16 protein-coding genes are annotated in these 16,648 nt (G+C 54.4%); 10 read left to right on the forward strand and 6 right to left on the reverse strand.

From position 1 onward, the window contains the following. Positions 1–184: 184 nt before the first annotated feature. A complete protein-coding gene (locus tag B0B12_RS07845) occupies positions 185–2,908 on the reverse strand; it encodes a D-alanine--D-alanine ligase family protein (protein ID WP_076667199.1) in 2,724 nt (907 codons plus the stop codon). Positions 2,909–3,806: 898 nt separating this feature from the next. Here B0B12_RS07845 and B0B12_RS07850 point away from each other — a divergent pair. The 5 genes from B0B12_RS07850 to B0B12_RS07870 all read left to right on the forward strand — a co-directional run bounded on the left by B0B12_RS07850 (position 3,807) and on the right by B0B12_RS07870 (position 8,126). Beyond that, complete coding sequence (locus B0B12_RS07850) at positions 3,807–5,006, forward strand: phosphoglycerate kinase (RefSeq protein ID WP_076667793.1); 1,200 nt, start codon at positions 3,807–3,809, stop codon at positions 5,004–5,006. Between the two features lie 209 nt (positions 5,007–5,215). Then, positions 5,216–6,424 (forward strand): porin, encoded by a 1,209-nt coding sequence (locus B0B12_RS07855; RefSeq protein WP_076667201.1) that lies wholly within the window; start codon positions 5,216–5,218, stop codon positions 6,422–6,424. Positions 6,425–6,509: 85 nt separating this feature from the next. Continuing rightward, entirely contained in the window at positions 6,510–6,731 is a 222-nt protein-coding gene (locus tag B0B12_RS07860) for a VF530 family protein (RefSeq protein WP_076667796.1), read from the forward strand. Between the two features lie 21 nt (positions 6,732–6,752). Continuing rightward, positions 6,753–7,139: an SRPBCC domain-containing protein gene (locus tag B0B12_RS07865; RefSeq protein WP_076667203.1), complete on the forward strand. Its 387-nt coding sequence runs from the start codon at positions 6,753–6,755 to the stop codon at positions 7,137–7,139. Between the two features lie 3 nt (positions 7,140–7,142). Continuing rightward, a complete protein-coding gene (locus tag B0B12_RS07870; RefSeq protein WP_076667205.1) occupies positions 7,143–8,126 on the forward strand; it encodes an ABC transporter ATP-binding protein in 984 nt (327 codons plus the stop codon). Positions 8,127–8,153: 27 nt separating this feature from the next. Here B0B12_RS07870 and B0B12_RS07875 read toward each other — a convergent pair whose 3' ends face one another. After that, positions 8,154–8,690, reverse strand: coding sequence for a DinB family protein (locus tag B0B12_RS07875; protein WP_076667207.1), 537 nt, complete (start codon positions 8,688–8,690; stop codon positions 8,154–8,156). 172 nt (positions 8,691–8,862) lie between these two features. On the opposite strand from B0B12_RS07875, the gene B0B12_RS07880 reads away from it, so the two are divergent. Beyond that, positions 8,863–9,150, forward strand: a complete 288-nt coding sequence (locus B0B12_RS07880) for a DUF1330 domain-containing protein (protein WP_076667209.1) — start codon at positions 8,863–8,865, stop codon at positions 9,148–9,150. 176 nt (positions 9,151–9,326) lie between these two features. On the opposite strand, the gene B0B12_RS07885 is transcribed toward B0B12_RS07880, so the two are convergent. Beyond that, positions 9,327–9,941 (reverse strand): hypothetical protein, encoded by a 615-nt coding sequence (locus B0B12_RS07885; RefSeq protein WP_076667211.1) that lies wholly within the window; start codon positions 9,939–9,941, stop codon positions 9,327–9,329. A 118-nt stretch (positions 9,942–10,059) separates the two neighbouring features. Here B0B12_RS07885 and B0B12_RS07890 point away from each other — a divergent pair, with 118 nt between their 5' ends. The 4 genes from B0B12_RS07890 (at position 10,060) to B0B12_RS07905 (ending at position 12,149) form a co-directional block, all read left to right on the forward strand. After that, the gene (locus tag B0B12_RS07890) at positions 10,060–10,428 is read left to right on the forward strand and encodes a nuclear transport factor 2 family protein (RefSeq protein ID WP_244554632.1); all 369 of its coding nucleotides are present in this window, start codon (positions 10,060–10,062) and stop codon (positions 10,426–10,428) included. Between the two features lie 36 nt (positions 10,429–10,464). Beyond that, positions 10,465–11,094 carry an HAD family hydrolase gene (locus B0B12_RS07895; RefSeq protein WP_076667215.1) on the forward strand — a complete coding sequence of 210 codons (630 nt, stop codon included), beginning with the start codon at positions 10,465–10,467 and terminating at the stop codon, positions 11,092–11,094. Between the two features lie 10 nt (positions 11,095–11,104). Continuing rightward, on the forward strand, positions 11,105–11,596 hold the full coding sequence (locus B0B12_RS07900) for a GNAT family N-acetyltransferase (protein ID WP_076667217.1): 492 nt from the start codon (positions 11,105–11,107) through the stop codon (positions 11,594–11,596). 91 nt (positions 11,597–11,687) lie between these two features. Then, positions 11,688–12,149, forward strand: a complete 462-nt coding sequence (locus B0B12_RS07905; protein ID WP_076667219.1) for a hypothetical protein — start codon at positions 11,688–11,690, stop codon at positions 12,147–12,149. A 12-nt stretch (positions 12,150–12,161) separates the two neighbouring features. Here the strand turns inward: B0B12_RS07905 and B0B12_RS07910 are convergent, their stop codons facing one another. The 3 genes from B0B12_RS07910 to B0B12_RS07920 form a co-directional block, all read right to left on the reverse strand. After that, positions 12,162–13,223, reverse strand: a complete 1,062-nt coding sequence (locus B0B12_RS07910) for a class I SAM-dependent methyltransferase (RefSeq protein ID WP_076667221.1) — start codon at positions 13,221–13,223, stop codon at positions 12,162–12,164. A 90-nt stretch (positions 13,224–13,313) separates the two neighbouring features. Continuing rightward, the gene (locus tag B0B12_RS07915; RefSeq protein ID WP_244554633.1) at positions 13,314–14,066 is read right to left on the reverse strand and encodes a helix-turn-helix domain-containing protein; all 753 of its coding nucleotides are present in this window, start codon (positions 14,064–14,066) and stop codon (positions 13,314–13,316) included. Between the two features lie 503 nt (positions 14,067–14,569). Continuing rightward, a complete protein-coding gene (locus B0B12_RS07920) occupies positions 14,570–16,489 on the reverse strand; it encodes a RecQ family ATP-dependent DNA helicase (protein ID WP_076667223.1) in 1,920 nt (639 codons plus the stop codon). Positions 16,490–16,648: the final 159 nt, after the last annotated feature.

A 16,648-nucleotide genomic window follows, 5' to 3' on the forward strand; every position in this document is an offset into this window, starting at 1 on the left:
TAAATTGTTGATGGTTAAATTGTTGTCCTTGTCTGAATCAGGATTTACAGGATTTTATAATTTTCAGGATTGAATTAAACGAAATAATCACTTTTGAGAATCCTATTAATCCTTTAATCCTGTAAATCCTGATCCAGACAGACAATCATGCACCCAACAATTTAACCATCAACAGTTTAACAATTTAGTTTCTCGCCTTATACCCTTCCAACTCCTTGGCTCGCTCATTCCGCTCCACACCGTAGGTCAGGATGCGGTCGATGAACTCGTAAGGTTTGTAGCCGTTGATCGCAGTCTGGTGGAAGATGCAGGTCGCCGGGGTCATACCTGGCAGCGAGTTCACCTCGATGATGATGGTCTCCACCTCGTCGTTCTCCAGCACACGCACAAAGGCGTCGATGCGGGCGTATCCTTCAATGTTCAGGATCTGGGCCACACGCTTCAGATCTTCCTTCACCTGGTCAGATATTCTCTGGCGACGCTCCGGATCGGCAGCATAACGGGCCGGGGTGATGTTCTGCCCCTCCCCTGCCAGGAATTTCTCTTCCAGCGACAATACTTCACCTTCGGCCAGCGCCTCTGATGCTTCGAACACCTCATACTCCACGGTGCCGTCCGGTGCATACCTGGTCAGCAAACCGCCGGTGATTTCTAGGAAGTGCTTCGCGCCGTTTTTGCTGATGAGCGTCTCGATGAGATAGCCCTGCTTGTTCGGGAATTCTTCCTTGAAGCCCAGCGAAAGCGTTCTGGCGCATTCCGTATCAAGCTCTTCCATCTCGCGGAAGATAAGCGTGGTAAAAGCGTCCAGCTCCGCGCGGTTCTTGATTTTCTTCACCGCAGAGCTACAACCATCGTCAGCCGGCTTGGCAATGAACGGATAGCGGAACTCCGCTTCTATACCTTGGAAGAAAGCCTCTTTGTCTTTCAGCCAATCCTCTTTCCAGGCCATGCGGTGATGCGCTACCGGCACGCCATGCTTGGCCAGGATCTCGTTGGTGTCGTACTTATTGATCGTGATCTGTGAAGAGCTGATGCCGGAGCCGTTGTAAGGTATAGACAGCTTCTCAAGTTCCTGCTGCAGGGCACCGTCCTCACCCGGACGACCGTGCAGGGCAATGAACACCGCATCCACCATGTTCTGCAGCTGGCTATACGTCAGGCGACTCGGCTCCTCGAGGCTCTTACCGGTATACTTGCGCGTGATGCCCTCGGCCTCGCGAATGATTTCCTGTAGTACCGGGTGCGGCTTTCCGCCCTGCTCAAAGTACAGTACTTTTTCTTTGATGTCGTCGGCATTGTCCTTCAGCATGATGTTGATCGGAATGCTGTAGAGACGATGCTCCTCGTTGCTGCCTGTCAGGAAGATCGGCAGCGGCTCGTATTTAGTAGAGGAAGAAAGCTTTTCGTAAATGTTACGACCGCTTTCTACCGAAATGTGTCTTTCAGAGGAATAACCGCCCATGATCACGCCCACACGGATCTTGTCGTGGCGGTGTGCGTTCTCTTCACGAATCGCGTTGTCGAGTTGGTTCAGCAGCCTGGTCAGCGACACGGTGTCTTTCCCCGACTTCAGGCGCTCGAACACCGAGGTGCGGATGATGTAGGTCAGGAACTGCGATGGATTCAGTCCGATCTCAGCCGCCTGGTGGAAGAAGAACGACGAAGGCAGCATGCCCGAAGTCGTGTTCGGGTCGTTCAGGAAGATGGTGCCATCCTCAGACAGGAAGCCATCGAGACGGGCGTATACGTTGAAGCCCAGGTCTACAAACAGCTTACTGCAGGCCTTACGGATTTCCTGGATCTGCTCGCTTGGCAGGTTGATCGGCGTGATCTTGCGCGCCAGACCCGGCAAGTATTTGGAGCGGTAGTCAAACACCTCGCTGCCCTTCACGATTTCGGTCGGCGGCAAGGCAATCGGCTGACCCGCCTCGTCCTGCACCACGATGCAGGAGAATTCGCGTCCTTTGATGAAGGCCTCTACCAGCACCTGCTGCTCATGCTCCACACTAGTGAGCACGATCGTTTCGGTGTCAGTCGAAGCAAAGGTATGGTTGATGTGGTTCAACAGCTCTTCCGGATGATACAGGATCGTGCCGTCTTCCAGCACCACCGGCATACCGATGCCTTCGCGGATATCCACGAGCTGCTTCATGCTGGCCACCTGCTTCTCCTCACCCAGCGCCTGCCATTGTGCTTTGTAAATATTCTTAGTAAAGAAACTGCGGTCCATGCCCTGCTCAAAGAGCTCGTAGTTGTGCTCCTTCACAATGGAAACACCAATCGAAGAACCCTGATGTGGCGCCTTCAATACCAGCGGCAGACCCAGGTCAGCCACGAGCGACTCGAACAGTTGCTGGCGGTTGCTAACGTCTTTCCACTCGGCGTACTGCACCTTGCGGTAGTCCGGCGTCGGGAAACCGTGCTGCTTGAGCATCTCCTTCTGCGCGGCCTTGTCTATACCGATGGATGAAGGCAGGATACCGGAGCCAGAGTAAGGAATGTGGTACCACTCGAGCAGCCCCTGAATGCTGCCGTCTTCGCCGTAAGGTCCGTGCAGGGCCAGGAAGGCGAAGTCGAAGTGATTGCGGAACTCGTGCGGCAAAAGACGCTTGCCTGCTTTGGCAATGATGCGGTCCTGCTCCTCGATGCTCAGCTCGCCCAGCGACTCCAGGTAAATCTGCAGTCCGTGCTCACTTTCCGGCAGGGCCTCCACCGGCGGATAGAAATCGCGGATGGTGCCTTTGTAAATGTATTGCCAGTCCAGCAAAATGAAATTGCCAAGGCTATCGGCAAACACCGGAACAGCCTCAAAAAGGGCTTTATCTAAGTTGTCGTACACGGTGCGTCCGCCCGCAAAGGAGATCTCACGCTCACGCGACGGTCCGCCAAATATTATTCCTACTCTCATGGTATGCAAAGGTAACAAATACGCTCAGTATTTTAAGGGGCAAAAGATACAGGATGCTTTTGGATTTACATAGTAAAATCGGGATTTATGATACCGGGTATAGGTATAACGGTGCTGGGGGTGTAGAAATTCAGTGTTTAACCAAGGGAAAGGTAGTTTGCCATGCTGGCGGCGGGGGTTTGTAGTATGGCGCGAGCGTCCACGCTCGTGTATACTACCATGGGGCCTCAGGCCCAGGCATAGGTACAGCCGGCTCTTGACATACCTCTATGCCCTCGCTCGCGTCTCGCGAGTGTGAGGTATCGGGCGGACTCCGGCCGCTGGGGCGTGGTGTCGGTATACCTATACCTGATGTAGTTTCAGTATAGCAACCAGTCTTGTTTCATAGCTTGCCTTGCCAGGCAGGCTGCTGTCTCGCCTGTGCGGCGGGCACTCACTTTTTTCCTTGATGAAAAAAGTAAGCAAAAAAATCAAGACGCTCCAAACTCGCTGAACGCTCAAACAGTGGAGCGTCGAAAAGTGCACCGGGCAGCGCTAATTGTTTCATAGCTAGAGGGGCAAGGATGCCTTTCAATGCGTGCCAGTAGTTTGTGTGGGTAGTACAGAGTTCATTTGCTACTGGGCTTATACCTTGAGAAATGGCAGCAGCAGAAAGTCCCCCTTCGAAGGGGGTAGGGGGATGACAATCGTTCCCAGATTCTCCCTCGACAAAAGGGGAAGGTTAGGATGGGGTTAATCGTGCACAAGAATCCTGTCAATCCCCAAATCCTGAAAATCCTGATTCTGACAAAGTATACAAATACCCTTTTCCCTATATTTGTCCAACCATTTACGCATACCGGAAACAAAAACTCCGCAAAAACGAAAAACGAGTAAGACTAACGAAAAAGACAAGTACATGAGAACTGTAGACGCGTATAACTTTGCCGGCAAGAAAGCTTTGGTCCGGGTGGACTTCAACGTACCACTCGATGCTGACTACCGCATCACCGACGACACCCGCATCCGCGCGGCCGTGCCGACTATCCAGAAAATACTCAACGACGGCGGCGCTGTCATCCTGATGTCGCACCTCGGTCGTCCAAAAACCGGACCGGAAGAGAAATACTCGCTGCGTCACCTCGTGGACCGTCTTTCACAGGAGTTTAACACCACCGTGAAGTTTGCCACTGATTGCATAGGACCTGAAGCAGCACAGCTGGCCCAGGACCTGAAGCCGGGCGAGATCCTGCTGCTCGAAAACCTGCGCTTCCACAAGGCCGAAGAGAAAGGCGATCCTGAATTTGCGCGTGAGCTTTCCAAACTGGGCGATGTATACGTGAACGATGCCTTCGGTACAGCCCACCGCGAGCATGCCTCTACAGCTGTGATCGCCCGCTACTTCCCCAACGACAAGGTGATGGGCTATGTGATGCACGCTGAGCTCGACAATGCCCGCCGTGTGATGGACAATGCCGAGCGTCCATACACCGCCATCATGGGGGGCGCCAAAATCTCCGACAAAATCCTGATCATCGAGAAGCTGATGGATAAAGTGGACAACCTGCTGATTGGTGGTGGCATGAGCTATACCTTCGTGAAGGCGGATGGTGGCCAGATCGGTTCATCGCTGGTGGAGGAAGATAAAGTGGAGTTGGCAAGCCGCCTCATTGCCATGGCCAAAGAAAAAGGCGTGAACCTGATGATTCCGGTTGACTCGATCATCGCCGATGAGTTCAGCAACGAAGCCAACGTGGACACTTCCCTGAGCCACCACATCAAGCCGCTTTGGATGGGCCTCGACATTGGACCTAACGCCCGCGAGCAGTATGCCGATGTCATCCGCAATTCCAAAACTATCCTGTGGAACGGTCCGATGGGCGTGTTCGAAATGTCGAACTTCTCGGTAGGAACTGAAGCTGTTGCCGAAGCGGTGGTTGATGCGACCCGTCGTGGTGCCTACTCCCTGATCGGCGGTGGGGACTCTGCTGCGGCTGTGAATCAGCTGGGCTATGCCGACCGCGTGTCCTACGTATCGACCGGAGGTGGTGCGCTGCTGGAGTACATGGAAGGCAAGACGCTGCCGGGTGTGGCCGCCATCGAGCGTGACGACTATTAATGCACGATTAAGGTATAGCACGAGCGATGACGCCCATGCTATGTCATGACAATACCAAATCCCCCGCTGCTCTCCAGTAGCGGGGGATTTTACTAAGCAGCGGCCAAATTAGCTCTCCCCTACTTCCGTTTGCTGTAAATTATACCAGAACGCCGGTGGCTTCCAAGCTCTGAGTCCCGGCTTTATTTCTTAAGGGCAAGAGACTACGTATGAAAATTTATACCCTGTTATTGGCTTTGCTGCTGGCTAGTCCTATAGCTTCCATGGCACAGTCACCGGATGGTGAGCCGCCGCTGTTTAATTTTAAGCGGGGTGTCGGGCTGGTGACGCCGGATAGCTCCTTCTCCATCAACATGCGCTTCCGGGTACAGAGCCGGGCCATGTATAACTCTATCTCGAAAGACGACTTCGGCGTGTCGGAGTACGAGATGCGGATGCGTCGCCTGCGACTGCGCTTCGAGGGCTTTATGTACTCGCCCAAGCTTACTTACAACATCCAACTTTCATTCTCGCGCGGCGACATGGACTGGAACATGCGCGACCAGTCCAGCATCAACAATAGCCCCAATGTGGTGCGCGATGCAGTGATCTACTACAAGCCGAACGACAGATGGCAGTTTGCTTTCGGGCAGACCAAGCTGCCCGGCAACCGGCAGCGTGTGGTATCCTCCGGCGAGCAGCAGTTCATCGACCGCTCCATCGTCAATGTAGGCTTCAATGTTGACCGTGACTTTGGCTTCCAGGCGGTATACAACAACAGTTTCGGCAACCTGCATTATTTGTTAAAAGGTGCGCTTACGTCTGGCGAAGGACGCAATGTGTTCTCAACAGACAAAGGCTTGGCCTATACCGGACGCGTGGAGATTCTCCCGCTAGGCAAATTCAGGAACGGGGGCGATTACTTTGAGGGCGATCTGGAGCGCGAGCCTACTCCGAAGCTGTCGCTGGCCGGTGGTATGAGCCACAACGAAGACGCCCGTCGCACCGGTGCTCAGATTGGCCGCGATCTGTACGAGCAAACCGACATCCAGACTTATATTTTTGATGGTCTGCTGAAGTATAGAGGTATGGCCCTGTATGCTGAGTACATGGCCCGCGAAGCCGACAACCCGATTACGATCAATGCTACAGGCGAGCGCCGCCATATCCTGACGGGTCGTGGGCAGAACTACCAGCTGAGCTACATTTTCCCGAGCAACGTGGAGCTGGCCGGTCGCTATTCCCGCATTAAACCAAACTCCGAAGTACGTGCTTTTGAGGATAAGGAAGAAGCCTATCTGGTTGGCGTTACGAAATACCTGCGTGCGCACCGACTCAAGTTGCAGGGCAATGTAGGTTATCATTCGCAAAACCCTTTTCTGTCCGTCAACGACGACTACCACTGGACGGCCGGTGTGCAGATCGAGCTCGGCATATAGCCTTCCCTCAGGTATAGCAGGCCTTTGCCGATAAAATTGCGTATCCGGGATAATGTACGGAACTTGCGAGCCCAAACACCTGCGTATGGAAGAACAGAAGAACAACCCCCTGCACGGCAAAACGCTCGAGCGCATTTTGGTGCAGCTCGTAGATTATTATGGCTGGGATGAGCTGGGGTACAAAATCAATATCAACAGCTTTAACAACAACCCGAGCATCAACTCAAGCCTGAAGTTTTTGCGCAAAACGCCCTGGGCCCGTCAGAAGGTAGAGGAACTCTACATCCGGACCTTTGCCAACAAATAAGTGCCTCTTAACAGACCGAACATGAAAGACTACAAGAAATACTACATTGTGCCGGCTCCCCCAGAGGAGGTATACGCGGCCCTCACCAATCCCAACACCATCCAGCTCTGGACGGGCGACCCGGCGGAAATGTCGACGGAGCCGGGTTCGGAGTTCTCGCTTTTTGAGGGCAGCATCGTGGGCAAAAACCTGGAGTTTGAGGAAGACAAGATGCTGGTGCAGGAGTGGTACTTCGGCGAGCAAGAGGCCAGATCCATCGTCACGATCAAGCTGCATCCCCACAAGCACGGCACCTCCGCCGAGCTGCGCCACCTTAACATACCCGACGAGGCCTACGACGACATTGTAGAAGGCTGGAACGAGGCTTACTTCGGCGCTTTGATCGAGTTTTACGAAGACGAATACTAGGTTTTGAATTTTCTAGAAGTATCCGGCCTACAGGTGCAGGAAGACGGCCACACCGTGCTGCACGACATCAGCTTTGAGCAGGGAGAGTACGAAAAGCTTGCCATTGCGGGTGAGACGGGCTCCGGCAAAAGCACCCTGCTGCAGTCCATTGCCGGACTGGTGCAGCCCAGCGCCGGACAAATCACCTTTGAGGGCAACCGCGTCATCGGTCCGCACGACAAGCTGGTGCCCGGACACAAAGACATCGCCTACCTGTCGCAGCACTACGAGCTGCCCCAGTTTTTGCGGGTGGAGCAGGTGCTCCGCTACGCCAACACGCTGCAGGGCGACGAGGCCGAAACCCTGTACGAGGTTTGCCGCATCAGTCATCTGAAGGAGCGCAGGACTAACCAGCTTTCCGGTGGGGAACGCCAGCGCATCGCCCTGGCACGCCTGCTCAGCACCTGGCCTGACCTGCTGCTGCTCGACGAGCCCTACTCCAACCTGGACAAAGGCCACAAGCTGTTGCTGCAGGAAGTCATCCACGACATCACCGAGCGGCTCGCCATCACCTGCATCCTCATCTCGCACGACCCGCACGACACCCTTTCCTGGGCTGACCGCATCTTGGTGCTAGAAGGAGGTCGTCTGGTGCAGCAGGGCACGCCCGAGCAGGTATACCGCCACCCTGTCGATTCTTATACCGCAGGTTTGTTTGGAAATTTCAACCTGATACCTGCTGCCGTTGCTTCTGAATTAATGGCTAAGCTAGGTATAGCGGCTACTAACCGTGACTTGTTAGTGCGGCCGGAGCATTTCAGGTTCGTGGGTAAAGAAGCTGGATTATTGGCCGGCACTGTCCAGAAAGTAACTTTCTACGGCAGCTATTACGAAGTGCAGGTACAGTTGGTAGGCTTCAGCGTCACGGTCAGAACACAGGCTATACCTGCCGAAAAGGGCGATTGGGTATACCTAACGGTTCATGCTGAAGATATTACACTGATCTAACGCTGTTGCCCCAGGCACTATACCTCATTAGTCCACCATATTCCCATTCCCCATCTCCCGCAGCACGCGCGCCGTTACAAGCAGTTGCCCCACGTGGCGCATGCTGTGCTCAGCTGCATGGAAGAGCAGGCCCATCACGGTCGATTCTACCTGCGCGCGACCTACCCTTCTGGTTTCGGTCAGGGAGCTTTCGTCTGTCTGTCGCAACTGTTCCAGTGCTTTGTCTACCTGCTCGTTAAAATGCTGCACCAACGTTTCGGACTGCCTGTCATCCCCCACCGGTTTGCCCTCGGCATACAGATAGGCCAGTTGCTGTTCGCTCAATTGCTCACCGCGGGCATAGGCAAAAAGGCGCTCCAGTATACCGGTGAGGTGCTGCAGGTGGTAGCCGACCGAGGCCACGCCGGCGGGGCGTTCCCAGAGCAGTTCGTCCGGAAAATCCAGCATAAAGTTGCCGACTTCTTCGCGGGCTTGCAGCAGCGCATGGGCTACGGGCTGCAGCAAAGCGGGTACATCCGGCAGCGGTCCGCGCAGCCAAACTTCGAGGTTTTTGGTTTGTGTCATAAGATGAAGGGCTTGTATATGAGCGATGTACGGAATCGGAAAATAACAGTCTATCTTTCCAGATATTTCGGGTTTTGAACCAACGACCCACCTCTCCAAATTTCGGTTTGCACCGTCCACAGATTATACCTAATATGCAGCCATCCTATTGTATAACCTATACCTAAGTTTTATGCCAGCTTACATTATTTTAGACATAGACGTAACAGACGACGCTACCTACGAAGAGTATAAAAAACTGACGCCCGGCTCACTACAGCCTTTCGACGGGAAGTTCATCGTGCGGGGCGGCAATCCTCAAAACATGGAAGGCGACTGGAGCCCAACCCGTATTGTGGTGCTCGAATTCCCGACCATGGAGCAAGCCAAAGCCTGGCACTCTTCTGACGAGTACGCCCCGGCCAAAGCCATGCGCCAAAGCGCTTCCAGAACCCAAATGATTGCAGTGGAGGGATGTTAAATTGTTGATTGCTGATTGTTAATTGTTGGGTGCACGATTGGTGCATGCATGAATAACCCACCCCTGCCCCTCCTCGGAGGGACAGGGGTGGGTTAATTGTTCAAGGACAACAATTCAACGATTAACAACTTAACATTCGCTCAATCACTCCTTCACTAATTCACTCAATCAACAAATCACCCTCTTCTGTTCAGGTAGTCTAGAGCTTCCTTGACGGAGATAAGATCCCCTTGTTCGTGGTAGCAGCGGATGCGTTTCATTTCGACGGCGATGAGTCCGGCGCGGGTATCTTCTACTTTGCCTTGCGAGTGCACCACTTCCTCCTGCCAGGGCATGGCCTTGCCGGGCAGGCTGTACAGGTATAGCTCGGGGTACTCCCGGAGGGCGGCGGTAATGGCCGTCATCAAAGCGCGGGGCTGCTGGAAAGGCGCTGCAGTCACGGCCATACTTTTAAACCCCTGCTTTTTGGCGTACTGCACCGCAGAGGTCGCCTCGATCAAGGTGTGGAGCAGTTCGGTGTCAGCTGGCACGGGCGGGACAGGTATAATTTGTTCCTCCCCTATCCCTAGCTTTTTCATTTCCTTCTGCCATACCTCAAATCCGGGGTAGCCGCTCATGGCCTTGGTGCCGAGGCAGAGCACTTTGTCTGTGCGGCCGCTCTGCAGGAAAGTCCGGGCCGTTTCGAAAGCAGCCTGCTGGTTGTCTTCAGTCTGGCCGAACAGGAATAGGCCGTCCACCGGCTTGTCAGGTATAGTATCGCACAGGGCGCGAATGATGAGTTCTTCTATCATAGCTGAGCTTATACGCAACAGAAATGCGCAAGGTATATACCCGCAAAATTGCCTAATTTTGTGTATGATCAAATTTCTGTTACCCCTTACCCTTCTTTTACTGAGCAGCACAACCGCTATGAGCCAAAGCAAACCTGAAATGCCCGCCGTTGTAAAACCCGTAGAACTGCAGCTGAAAGGCTACAACAGCCGCGACATTGACCTGTTTGCCAGCGCCTTCAGCGACACCGTGAAGGTATACCGCCAGCCCGGCGTGCTCACTTACCAGGGTCGCGACGAACTGCACAAGCGCTACGGCGCCATGTTCGCCAGCACGCCGGACCTGCATTGCGAGATCGTGAACCGCATTGTGGCGGGCGACGTGGTGATTGATCAGGAGAAGGTGCAGCGCAAAAAGGGCGAGCCGCGCACCGACGCGATCGCCGTGTACCGCATAAAGGACGGATTGATCATAGAGGTGACCTTCATTCCGCCTCATAACCAGTAACCTACACCTGCTATAGCTTATAGCCTATACCTTGACATGACCAACAAAATAGACAGCATCATATTCGACCTGGACGGTACCCTTTGGGATGCCGCCGAAACCGTGGCAAAGGCCTGGGGAGCCGCCCGTAAGAAAGTTAATTTCGACATACAGGAGATCACCCCCGAGAAGGTTCGCTCCATTGCGGGCACCCAGCATAACCTGATCTTCGACAAGCTGTTCCCGCAGCTGAACCAGGCGCAGCGCCAGGAACTGATGGAAGTGAGCGGCAAAGAAGAAATGGCCCACATCCGGCAGCACGGCGGCAACCTCTACGAGGGCCTGGAAGAAACCCTAGCGTACCTGCACGACAAGTACAAGCTCTTTATCGTGAGCAATTGCCAGGACGGCTACATCGAGGCCTTTCTGGAGAAGCACGAGTTGGGCAACTACTTCGGCGACTTTGAGTGCTCCGGTCGCACCGGCGACTCCAAGGACCTCAATCTAAAAGCCATTGTGGAACGCAACAACCTGCAGGCTCCCGTGTACGTGGGCGACACCCCCGGCGACCTGGAAGCCAGCCAAAAAGCAGGCGTTCCGTTCATACACGCCGGCTACGGTTACCGCGATGTGGACGAATACGAGCACCGACTGGAGCGCATCAGCGACCTGACCACACTTTTTTAATTCCGCTACCATGATCTTTGAAGCACAGCCAGACGACATCGATGAACTATACGAGCTCTGGCGCCTGCTGCTCGACATGCAGCAGGCCTACCACGTCGTGTTCAGGTATAAGCCGGGCAGCGACCAGGCCTTGAAAGCAGAATTGCTCAGCCGCCTCAAGGATAAAAGCACGCGTGTGTTCGTGTATCAGGAGGGAGAAGTTTGGGCAGGTATGCTGTTGGCCAGTCTGCGGCCTGGCTCGGCTGGTTTCAAGCTCGCTAACAAAGGCTACATCGGCGAGACCGTGGTGCGCGATGAATTTCGTGGCAAAGGCATTGGCAAGGAGCTGTTCGAATCCGCCAAAAAATGGCTCAGCGACCAGGGCGCCGACCACCTGGAGTTGCAGGTATCGGTGCATAACCCAAGGGGCATTCACTTCTGGGAATCACTTGGTTTTACCCCTTCCACACAGCACATGGTGCTGCCGCTGCAGGGGTCGGGGAGTTCGAAAAAAACTAAGTAAAAAGCGTAAACAGAAGCCGCGGGGCTGCGTAACCCTATATAGGCAACGCCGCATGTTGCCCTCCCCAATTAGCTTCTAATTTACGAATAGCATGGCTTTACCCTTACGCACCCTTGCGCCCCTGCTGGCGCTTTTGTTGCTGCTCACCAGTGGCTGCGACAAAGAAAACGACGACGTATTACCTCTCCCCGACTCGCCTGTTTATAACAAAGAAATTGCGCTCAGGATTTTTACGGAAACGGATTATAGCGAGGCGCGCTGGCAGGACTCCAAGATGAACCTGACCCTGAAATTGCGGCGCGTCAGCACCAACCTGCCCAAAGACGCGATCGTGGTGGACACCACCTTTGGCTGGATGCCGTTTCAGAAACTGCCGCTGAAGGGTGCCCCCCTGCAGCTGGACAAGCAACTGCAAGGGGTGCATAAGGAACAGGATCAACTGGTGCTGGATGTGACCAAAGTGGTCTCTATCAACGGCTACGAAACAGTGTTCCGCTACCAACAGGCGCTCGACCACGAGAAACGCCAGGAGACGGTGGAAGTGAAACTCTAGCCTGCCCCGAGGTTAAGGCCGCATCTCGTATACCTTGTCGTACCAGGTTTCGGCCACTTTGCGGAAGACCGAGAAGCCGGCATCTGAGGCAGCTTTCTGCAGCTCGTGTTCATGCCCGTCGATGCCCCGCTCCACCCGGTACACGTGCTCTGCCACCATCGGTATCACCCGGGTGGAGCGCATGCGCTGGTAAAGCTCTTCGCTGACGATGCGGCTGTCTTTAGGTTCTGCCACTACCAGCAAGCCATCCGGTTTCAGCACTTTGCGGCACTCGGCCAGCAGGTCCTGCAGGTTTTCTCCCATCTGCTGCGCACTCTCAATCAGGGTGATCAGGTCGTACTGGTAGTTGTATACCTGCTCCACCGTGGCCCACTCGAAGTGTGCGTTGGGGATGTGCTTTTGCCTGGCCAGCAGGTTGGCCCGCTCCACGGAAGAAACATATCTGTCAAAACCTAGAAAGGTCGATTTGGGGAATACCCTGGCCATCACCAGCGTCGAGGCGCCGTGCCGGCCACTGCTCAGGTCTGCCACCAGTATGCCCGCCTCCATTTTCTCGGTCAGGCCTTCTATACCTGGTATCCAGGTATGCAGCAAACTGCTCAGGTACTCTTCGCTGAAAAATCTTCCGGATGCATCGGCAGGCAGCACGGCGCTTCCTTTGGTGTGATTGCCTCCCATCGGCAGCGACAGGCTATGCGGTGTACCTGGCTGGTGTCCGTTTGCTTTCATAAAGCGGTCGCCTACATAATAGGGGCTGGTGGGGTCTGTGAGGGCAATGGCGTGTGCTTCAGGAAGACTGAAGGTGTCGGTTTCGGGCTCGTGTTGCAGGTAGCCGTCAGCAGCCAGGCTGTCTACCCAGTGCTTCACCAGCCTGATGCTGGCTCCGGAACCCCGGGCAATTTGCCCCACTGTCATCGGGCTGCCATTGGCCATGGCTTTGTAAAGCCCCAGTTGGCTGCCCAGGAAAGACATTCTTACCCGTTCGGCAGCGCTTAGGTCGTCCAGCACATGGTGTGCAAAATCTGCTACCTTCTCTGGACGGCCTCTTTTCCGTTGAATTGTATTCTCTTTCATGGCGCTAGTGTTTAGTGTGAAGATAACAACCTAAAAATAAGACGCTTATTGAAAGAAGTATTGTATAAATTTCGGAATAATTTGTGCAAACTAGAGACCCTTCCGGATTTCCAGAGGCGTGTGCCCAGTCTTGCGCTTCATGAAGTGACTGAAGTGGGACTGATCCTCGAAATGGAGGGTATAGGCGATCTCGGCCATGCTCATTTCGGTGTTGCTGAGCAGTGTGCGAGCCTCCTGCAGCAGCCGATGGTGAATCATTTCGTGCGGCGGCTTGCCGGTGGTGCTTTTCACGACATCGGCCAGGTGCTTGGGCGTAATGTTGAGCAGGCTGGCATACTGCTGTACTTCGTGCATTTCGCGGAAGTGCTCATCGACCAGGTGCTGGTAGGCGCTTGTCAATTGCACGGCGCGTGTCGCCTTCTCCTTGATGTACACGGTATACCTGGCCCGGTAGCAATCGCGGATGAGGAGCAGCAGGATGTGGACGTAGTCGCGGAGGAGCTGTGTTTTCTCTCTGGAATGGCCGTTGTATACCTCCAGGATGTTCTCGAAGGAGCGCTGCACCAGGCTGCTCTCGTTGGCGTTGAGGCTGATCACATGTTCGGCATCGAGCTCAAAGAAAGGAAACTGCTCGGCTAAGGCTCCCTGCAGAAGCGGCTCCAGAAATTCTGTCTTAAATTCCAGGCAAAAGCCCTTGCAGTCTTTTATGTTAGTGGAAGCGTAGAGCACGTTGGCCGGCACAATCACCAGGTCGTGTGGCATGAGCCAGCGGAGTTTGTCGTCTAGTCGGATGTCGTGCAGGCCGTCGAGCAGGAGGTAGACCAGGTTAAAGTTTCTTCGCAAGGCCGGAATTCCCAGCTTTGGGTCAACATGTTGGTGCCTTTCCTCCATGCGTCCGGGCAGAATCTGAAGGCCCGGATCATAAAGCTTTGTATCGTGGTTTATTTTTCTTTCAAAGGCAGCAATTGTATCAAAGGTCAATATTTCGTTCCTGGGCACAAATAACCTGTTAAATTTCCCTACATACCGCTCGTCTCCAGCTCGCCCGTATTGCGACAGTTACCTTTCTTACAAGAAATTAGCTCTACTCAATTGGGCTGACATTCCCCAAAACTTGTAAGGATCTTCTCTTAATCAGAACATTATATCACTCGAAAAAGTATCAATTTTAAAGCATTTAATTCAAGAGAGCAGCTGTTTTTGGGTGAACTTTCGTCTGGTGCCGCTCTAGGGGCTGGTACCGTAAGCTAACAAAGCCTGCAGCAGGTAGGGAGAGAAAATAATTGTATCAGAAAATAACCAGTGATGACTTGGGCGGTCTGCCAACCCGTCGCTTACAGCATGGGCTATACCTGTTCCGTGGCCAGGTATAGCTTGCCGCTTTCAGCGTACTTCACGATGCCGGTGTCCACCAGTTCGCGCAGCAACTCTGTCACGGTCTCGGTGTGTTTCGCTTCGAACTGCTGCACCAGCTCTTTGGGCAGCAGGTTTTTCTGCTGCACCGCCTCCAGCAATTTCTGTCGCAGAGCCAGTTGCTCCTGCCCTTCCCGCTCTTTTTTGCGTTGCGCCAGGCAGAAATCGCAAATACGGCAGCTCTTGTCACTGACTTCTGCAAAGTACTCCAGCAGCAACTGGGTACGGCACCGGTTAGTGGACTCAACATAATGCGCCATTTCTTTTGCCTGCTGCAGGGCACGCTCGCGCAGTTGCTCCAGCTTTTTGTGGTTAAGCGGCAGATTGGCCGCATCCAGGCGGGGTGCTGTGAAGACCAACTGTGGGGCATCGTGCTGCGGCTCGTAGACCAGCACCTGCAGCTTGTGCAGGTACTCGAGTTTGCGGCGCACTTCCTGTTCCGGCTTCTTCAGATACTCTGCCAGTTTGCGCTCCGATATCTTCACAAAGCCTGTAAAAGCCTCGCCTCCGTACATGCGCAGAACCAGGCGCAGCAGGGCATCGTGCTCGGCATTGGCCACCTGAAACTCGTAAAGCGCCATGTTGTCGAGCAGCAGGTATAGCCGCGATGGACTGTAGTAAGCCTCGTTTAGCTGCACGTAACCCTCCCCTTCCAGTCGTTTAATGGCATGATGGGTCTCGAGTGCCGATAGCTTGTAATTCTTGGAAAAGGCGGCCAGATCAAAATCGAAGCTGCTCAGCAAGCCACTGCCCACCGCAATCTGATAGTAATTGGCCAGGCACTGGTATACCCGCCGGATCAGCTCCAGCGGCGGGTGCGCCTCCTGCACTTTCTGCAGCAAGTCTTTCGTGTCGCTCGGGCCATAAAGCAGGGTGGCATAGGCGTACTTTTCGTCACGACCGGCGCGTCCTGCCTCCTGGTAGTAGGCCTCCAGACTCTCCGGCAGGTCGAGGTGCACCACCAGCCGCACATCCGGTTTATCGATGCCCATGCCGAAAGCGTTGGTTGCCACGATCACGCGCACTTTGTCTTCAATCCAGGCCTGCTGTGTCTTGTTGCGCTCTTCAAACTTGAGCCCGGCGTGGTAAGCTGCAGCCGGTATACGCCGGCTCTGCAGAAAGCGGGCAATCTCGACAGTCTGCCGGCGGCTACGCACATACACAATGGCCTGACCCGGCATGCGGTTCAGAATCTCGAGCAGGCGGCCCACTTTGTCTTCGGTATAGAGGCAGGAGTACGACAGGTTGGCCCGGGCAAAGCTCTTGACGAACACATGCTGCTTTTTGAAGGCCAGCTTCTCCTGAATATCGGTGCGCACCTGCTCCGTAGCCGTGGCCGTGAGGGCCAGCACAGGTATAGCAGGAAGTGTTTCGCGCAGGGCGGCCAGTTCGAGGTAGGAGGGCCGGAAATCGTAGCCCCATTGCGAGATACAGTGCGCCTCATCCACGGCCAGCAGGCTCACCTTCATGCGCTTCACCCGCTCCTGGAACAGCTCGGTCTGCAGTCGCTCCGGCGACAGGTATAGGAACTTCACGTTGCCATACACGCAGTTGTCCAACGCAATGTCCATCTCGCGACGGTTCATCCCCGAAAAGATAGCTACGGCAGGTATACCGCGCCTTTTGAGTTGCTCCACCTGGTCCTTCATAAGGGCGATGAGTGGGGTGATCACCAGGCAGATTCCTTCCTGGGCCAAGGCCGGCACCTGAAAACAGATCGACTTGCCCCCACCCGTCGGCAAGAGCGCCAGCGTGTCCTCGCCGGCCAGCACAGAACGGATGATGTCCTCCTGCAAAGGCCGGAACTGGTCGTAGCCCCAGTAGGTGCGCAATATGTGGTGGATGTCGTGCAAGGGTGCCTGTTTTACAAAGGCGAAGATACGGTATATCGGCTAAACTAGCAGCCAATCAAAATTGAGAAAAAGCTAGCCGAAGGTATAGCCGAAGGTATAGCCGAAGGTATAGCCGAAGGTATAGCCGAAGGTATAGCCGAAGGTATAGCCGAAGGTATA

The sequence above is a fragment of the Pontibacter indicus genome (assembly GCF_900156345.1).
GTDB classification, from domain to species: domain Bacteria; phylum Bacteroidota; class Bacteroidia; order Cytophagales; family Hymenobacteraceae; genus Pontibacter; species Pontibacter indicus.

Excerpts from the sequence above, each read along its gene's own strand:
- B0B12_RS07845 (WP_076667199.1), bottom strand. The coding sequence starts at position 2,908 with ATGAGAGTAGGAATAATATTTGGCGGACCGTCGCGTGAGCGTGAGATC.
- B0B12_RS07850 (WP_076667793.1), top strand. The coding sequence starts at position 3,807 with ATGAGAACTGTAGACGCGTATAACTTTGCCGGCAAGAAAGCTTTGGTC.
- B0B12_RS07855 (WP_076667201.1), top strand. The coding sequence starts at position 5,216 with ATGAAAATTTATACCCTGTTATTGGCTTTGCTGCTGGCTAGTCCTATA.
- B0B12_RS07860 (WP_076667796.1), top strand. The coding sequence starts at position 6,510 with ATGGAAGAACAGAAGAACAACCCCCTGCACGGCAAAACGCTCGAGCGC.
- B0B12_RS07865 (WP_076667203.1), top strand. The coding sequence starts at position 6,753 with ATGAAAGACTACAAGAAATACTACATTGTGCCGGCTCCCCCAGAGGAG.
- B0B12_RS07875 (WP_076667207.1), bottom strand. The coding sequence starts at position 8,690 with ATGACACAAACCAAAAACCTCGAAGTTTGGCTGCGCGGACCGCTGCCG.
- B0B12_RS07880 (WP_076667209.1), top strand. The coding sequence starts at position 8,863 with ATGCCAGCTTACATTATTTTAGACATAGACGTAACAGACGACGCTACC.
- B0B12_RS07885 (WP_076667211.1), bottom strand. The coding sequence starts at position 9,941 with ATGATAGAAGAACTCATCATTCGCGCCCTGTGCGATACTATACCTGAC.
- B0B12_RS07890 (WP_244554632.1), top strand. The coding sequence starts at position 10,060 with ATGAGCCAAAGCAAACCTGAAATGCCCGCCGTTGTAAAACCCGTAGAA.
- B0B12_RS07895 (WP_076667215.1), top strand. The coding sequence starts at position 10,465 with ATGACCAACAAAATAGACAGCATCATATTCGACCTGGACGGTACCCTT.
- B0B12_RS07900 (WP_076667217.1), top strand. The coding sequence starts at position 11,105 with ATGATCTTTGAAGCACAGCCAGACGACATCGATGAACTATACGAGCTC.
- B0B12_RS07905 (WP_076667219.1), top strand. The coding sequence starts at position 11,688 with ATGGCTTTACCCTTACGCACCCTTGCGCCCCTGCTGGCGCTTTTGTTG.
- B0B12_RS07910 (WP_076667221.1), bottom strand. The coding sequence starts at position 13,223 with ATGAAAGAGAATACAATTCAACGGAAAAGAGGCCGTCCAGAGAAGGTA.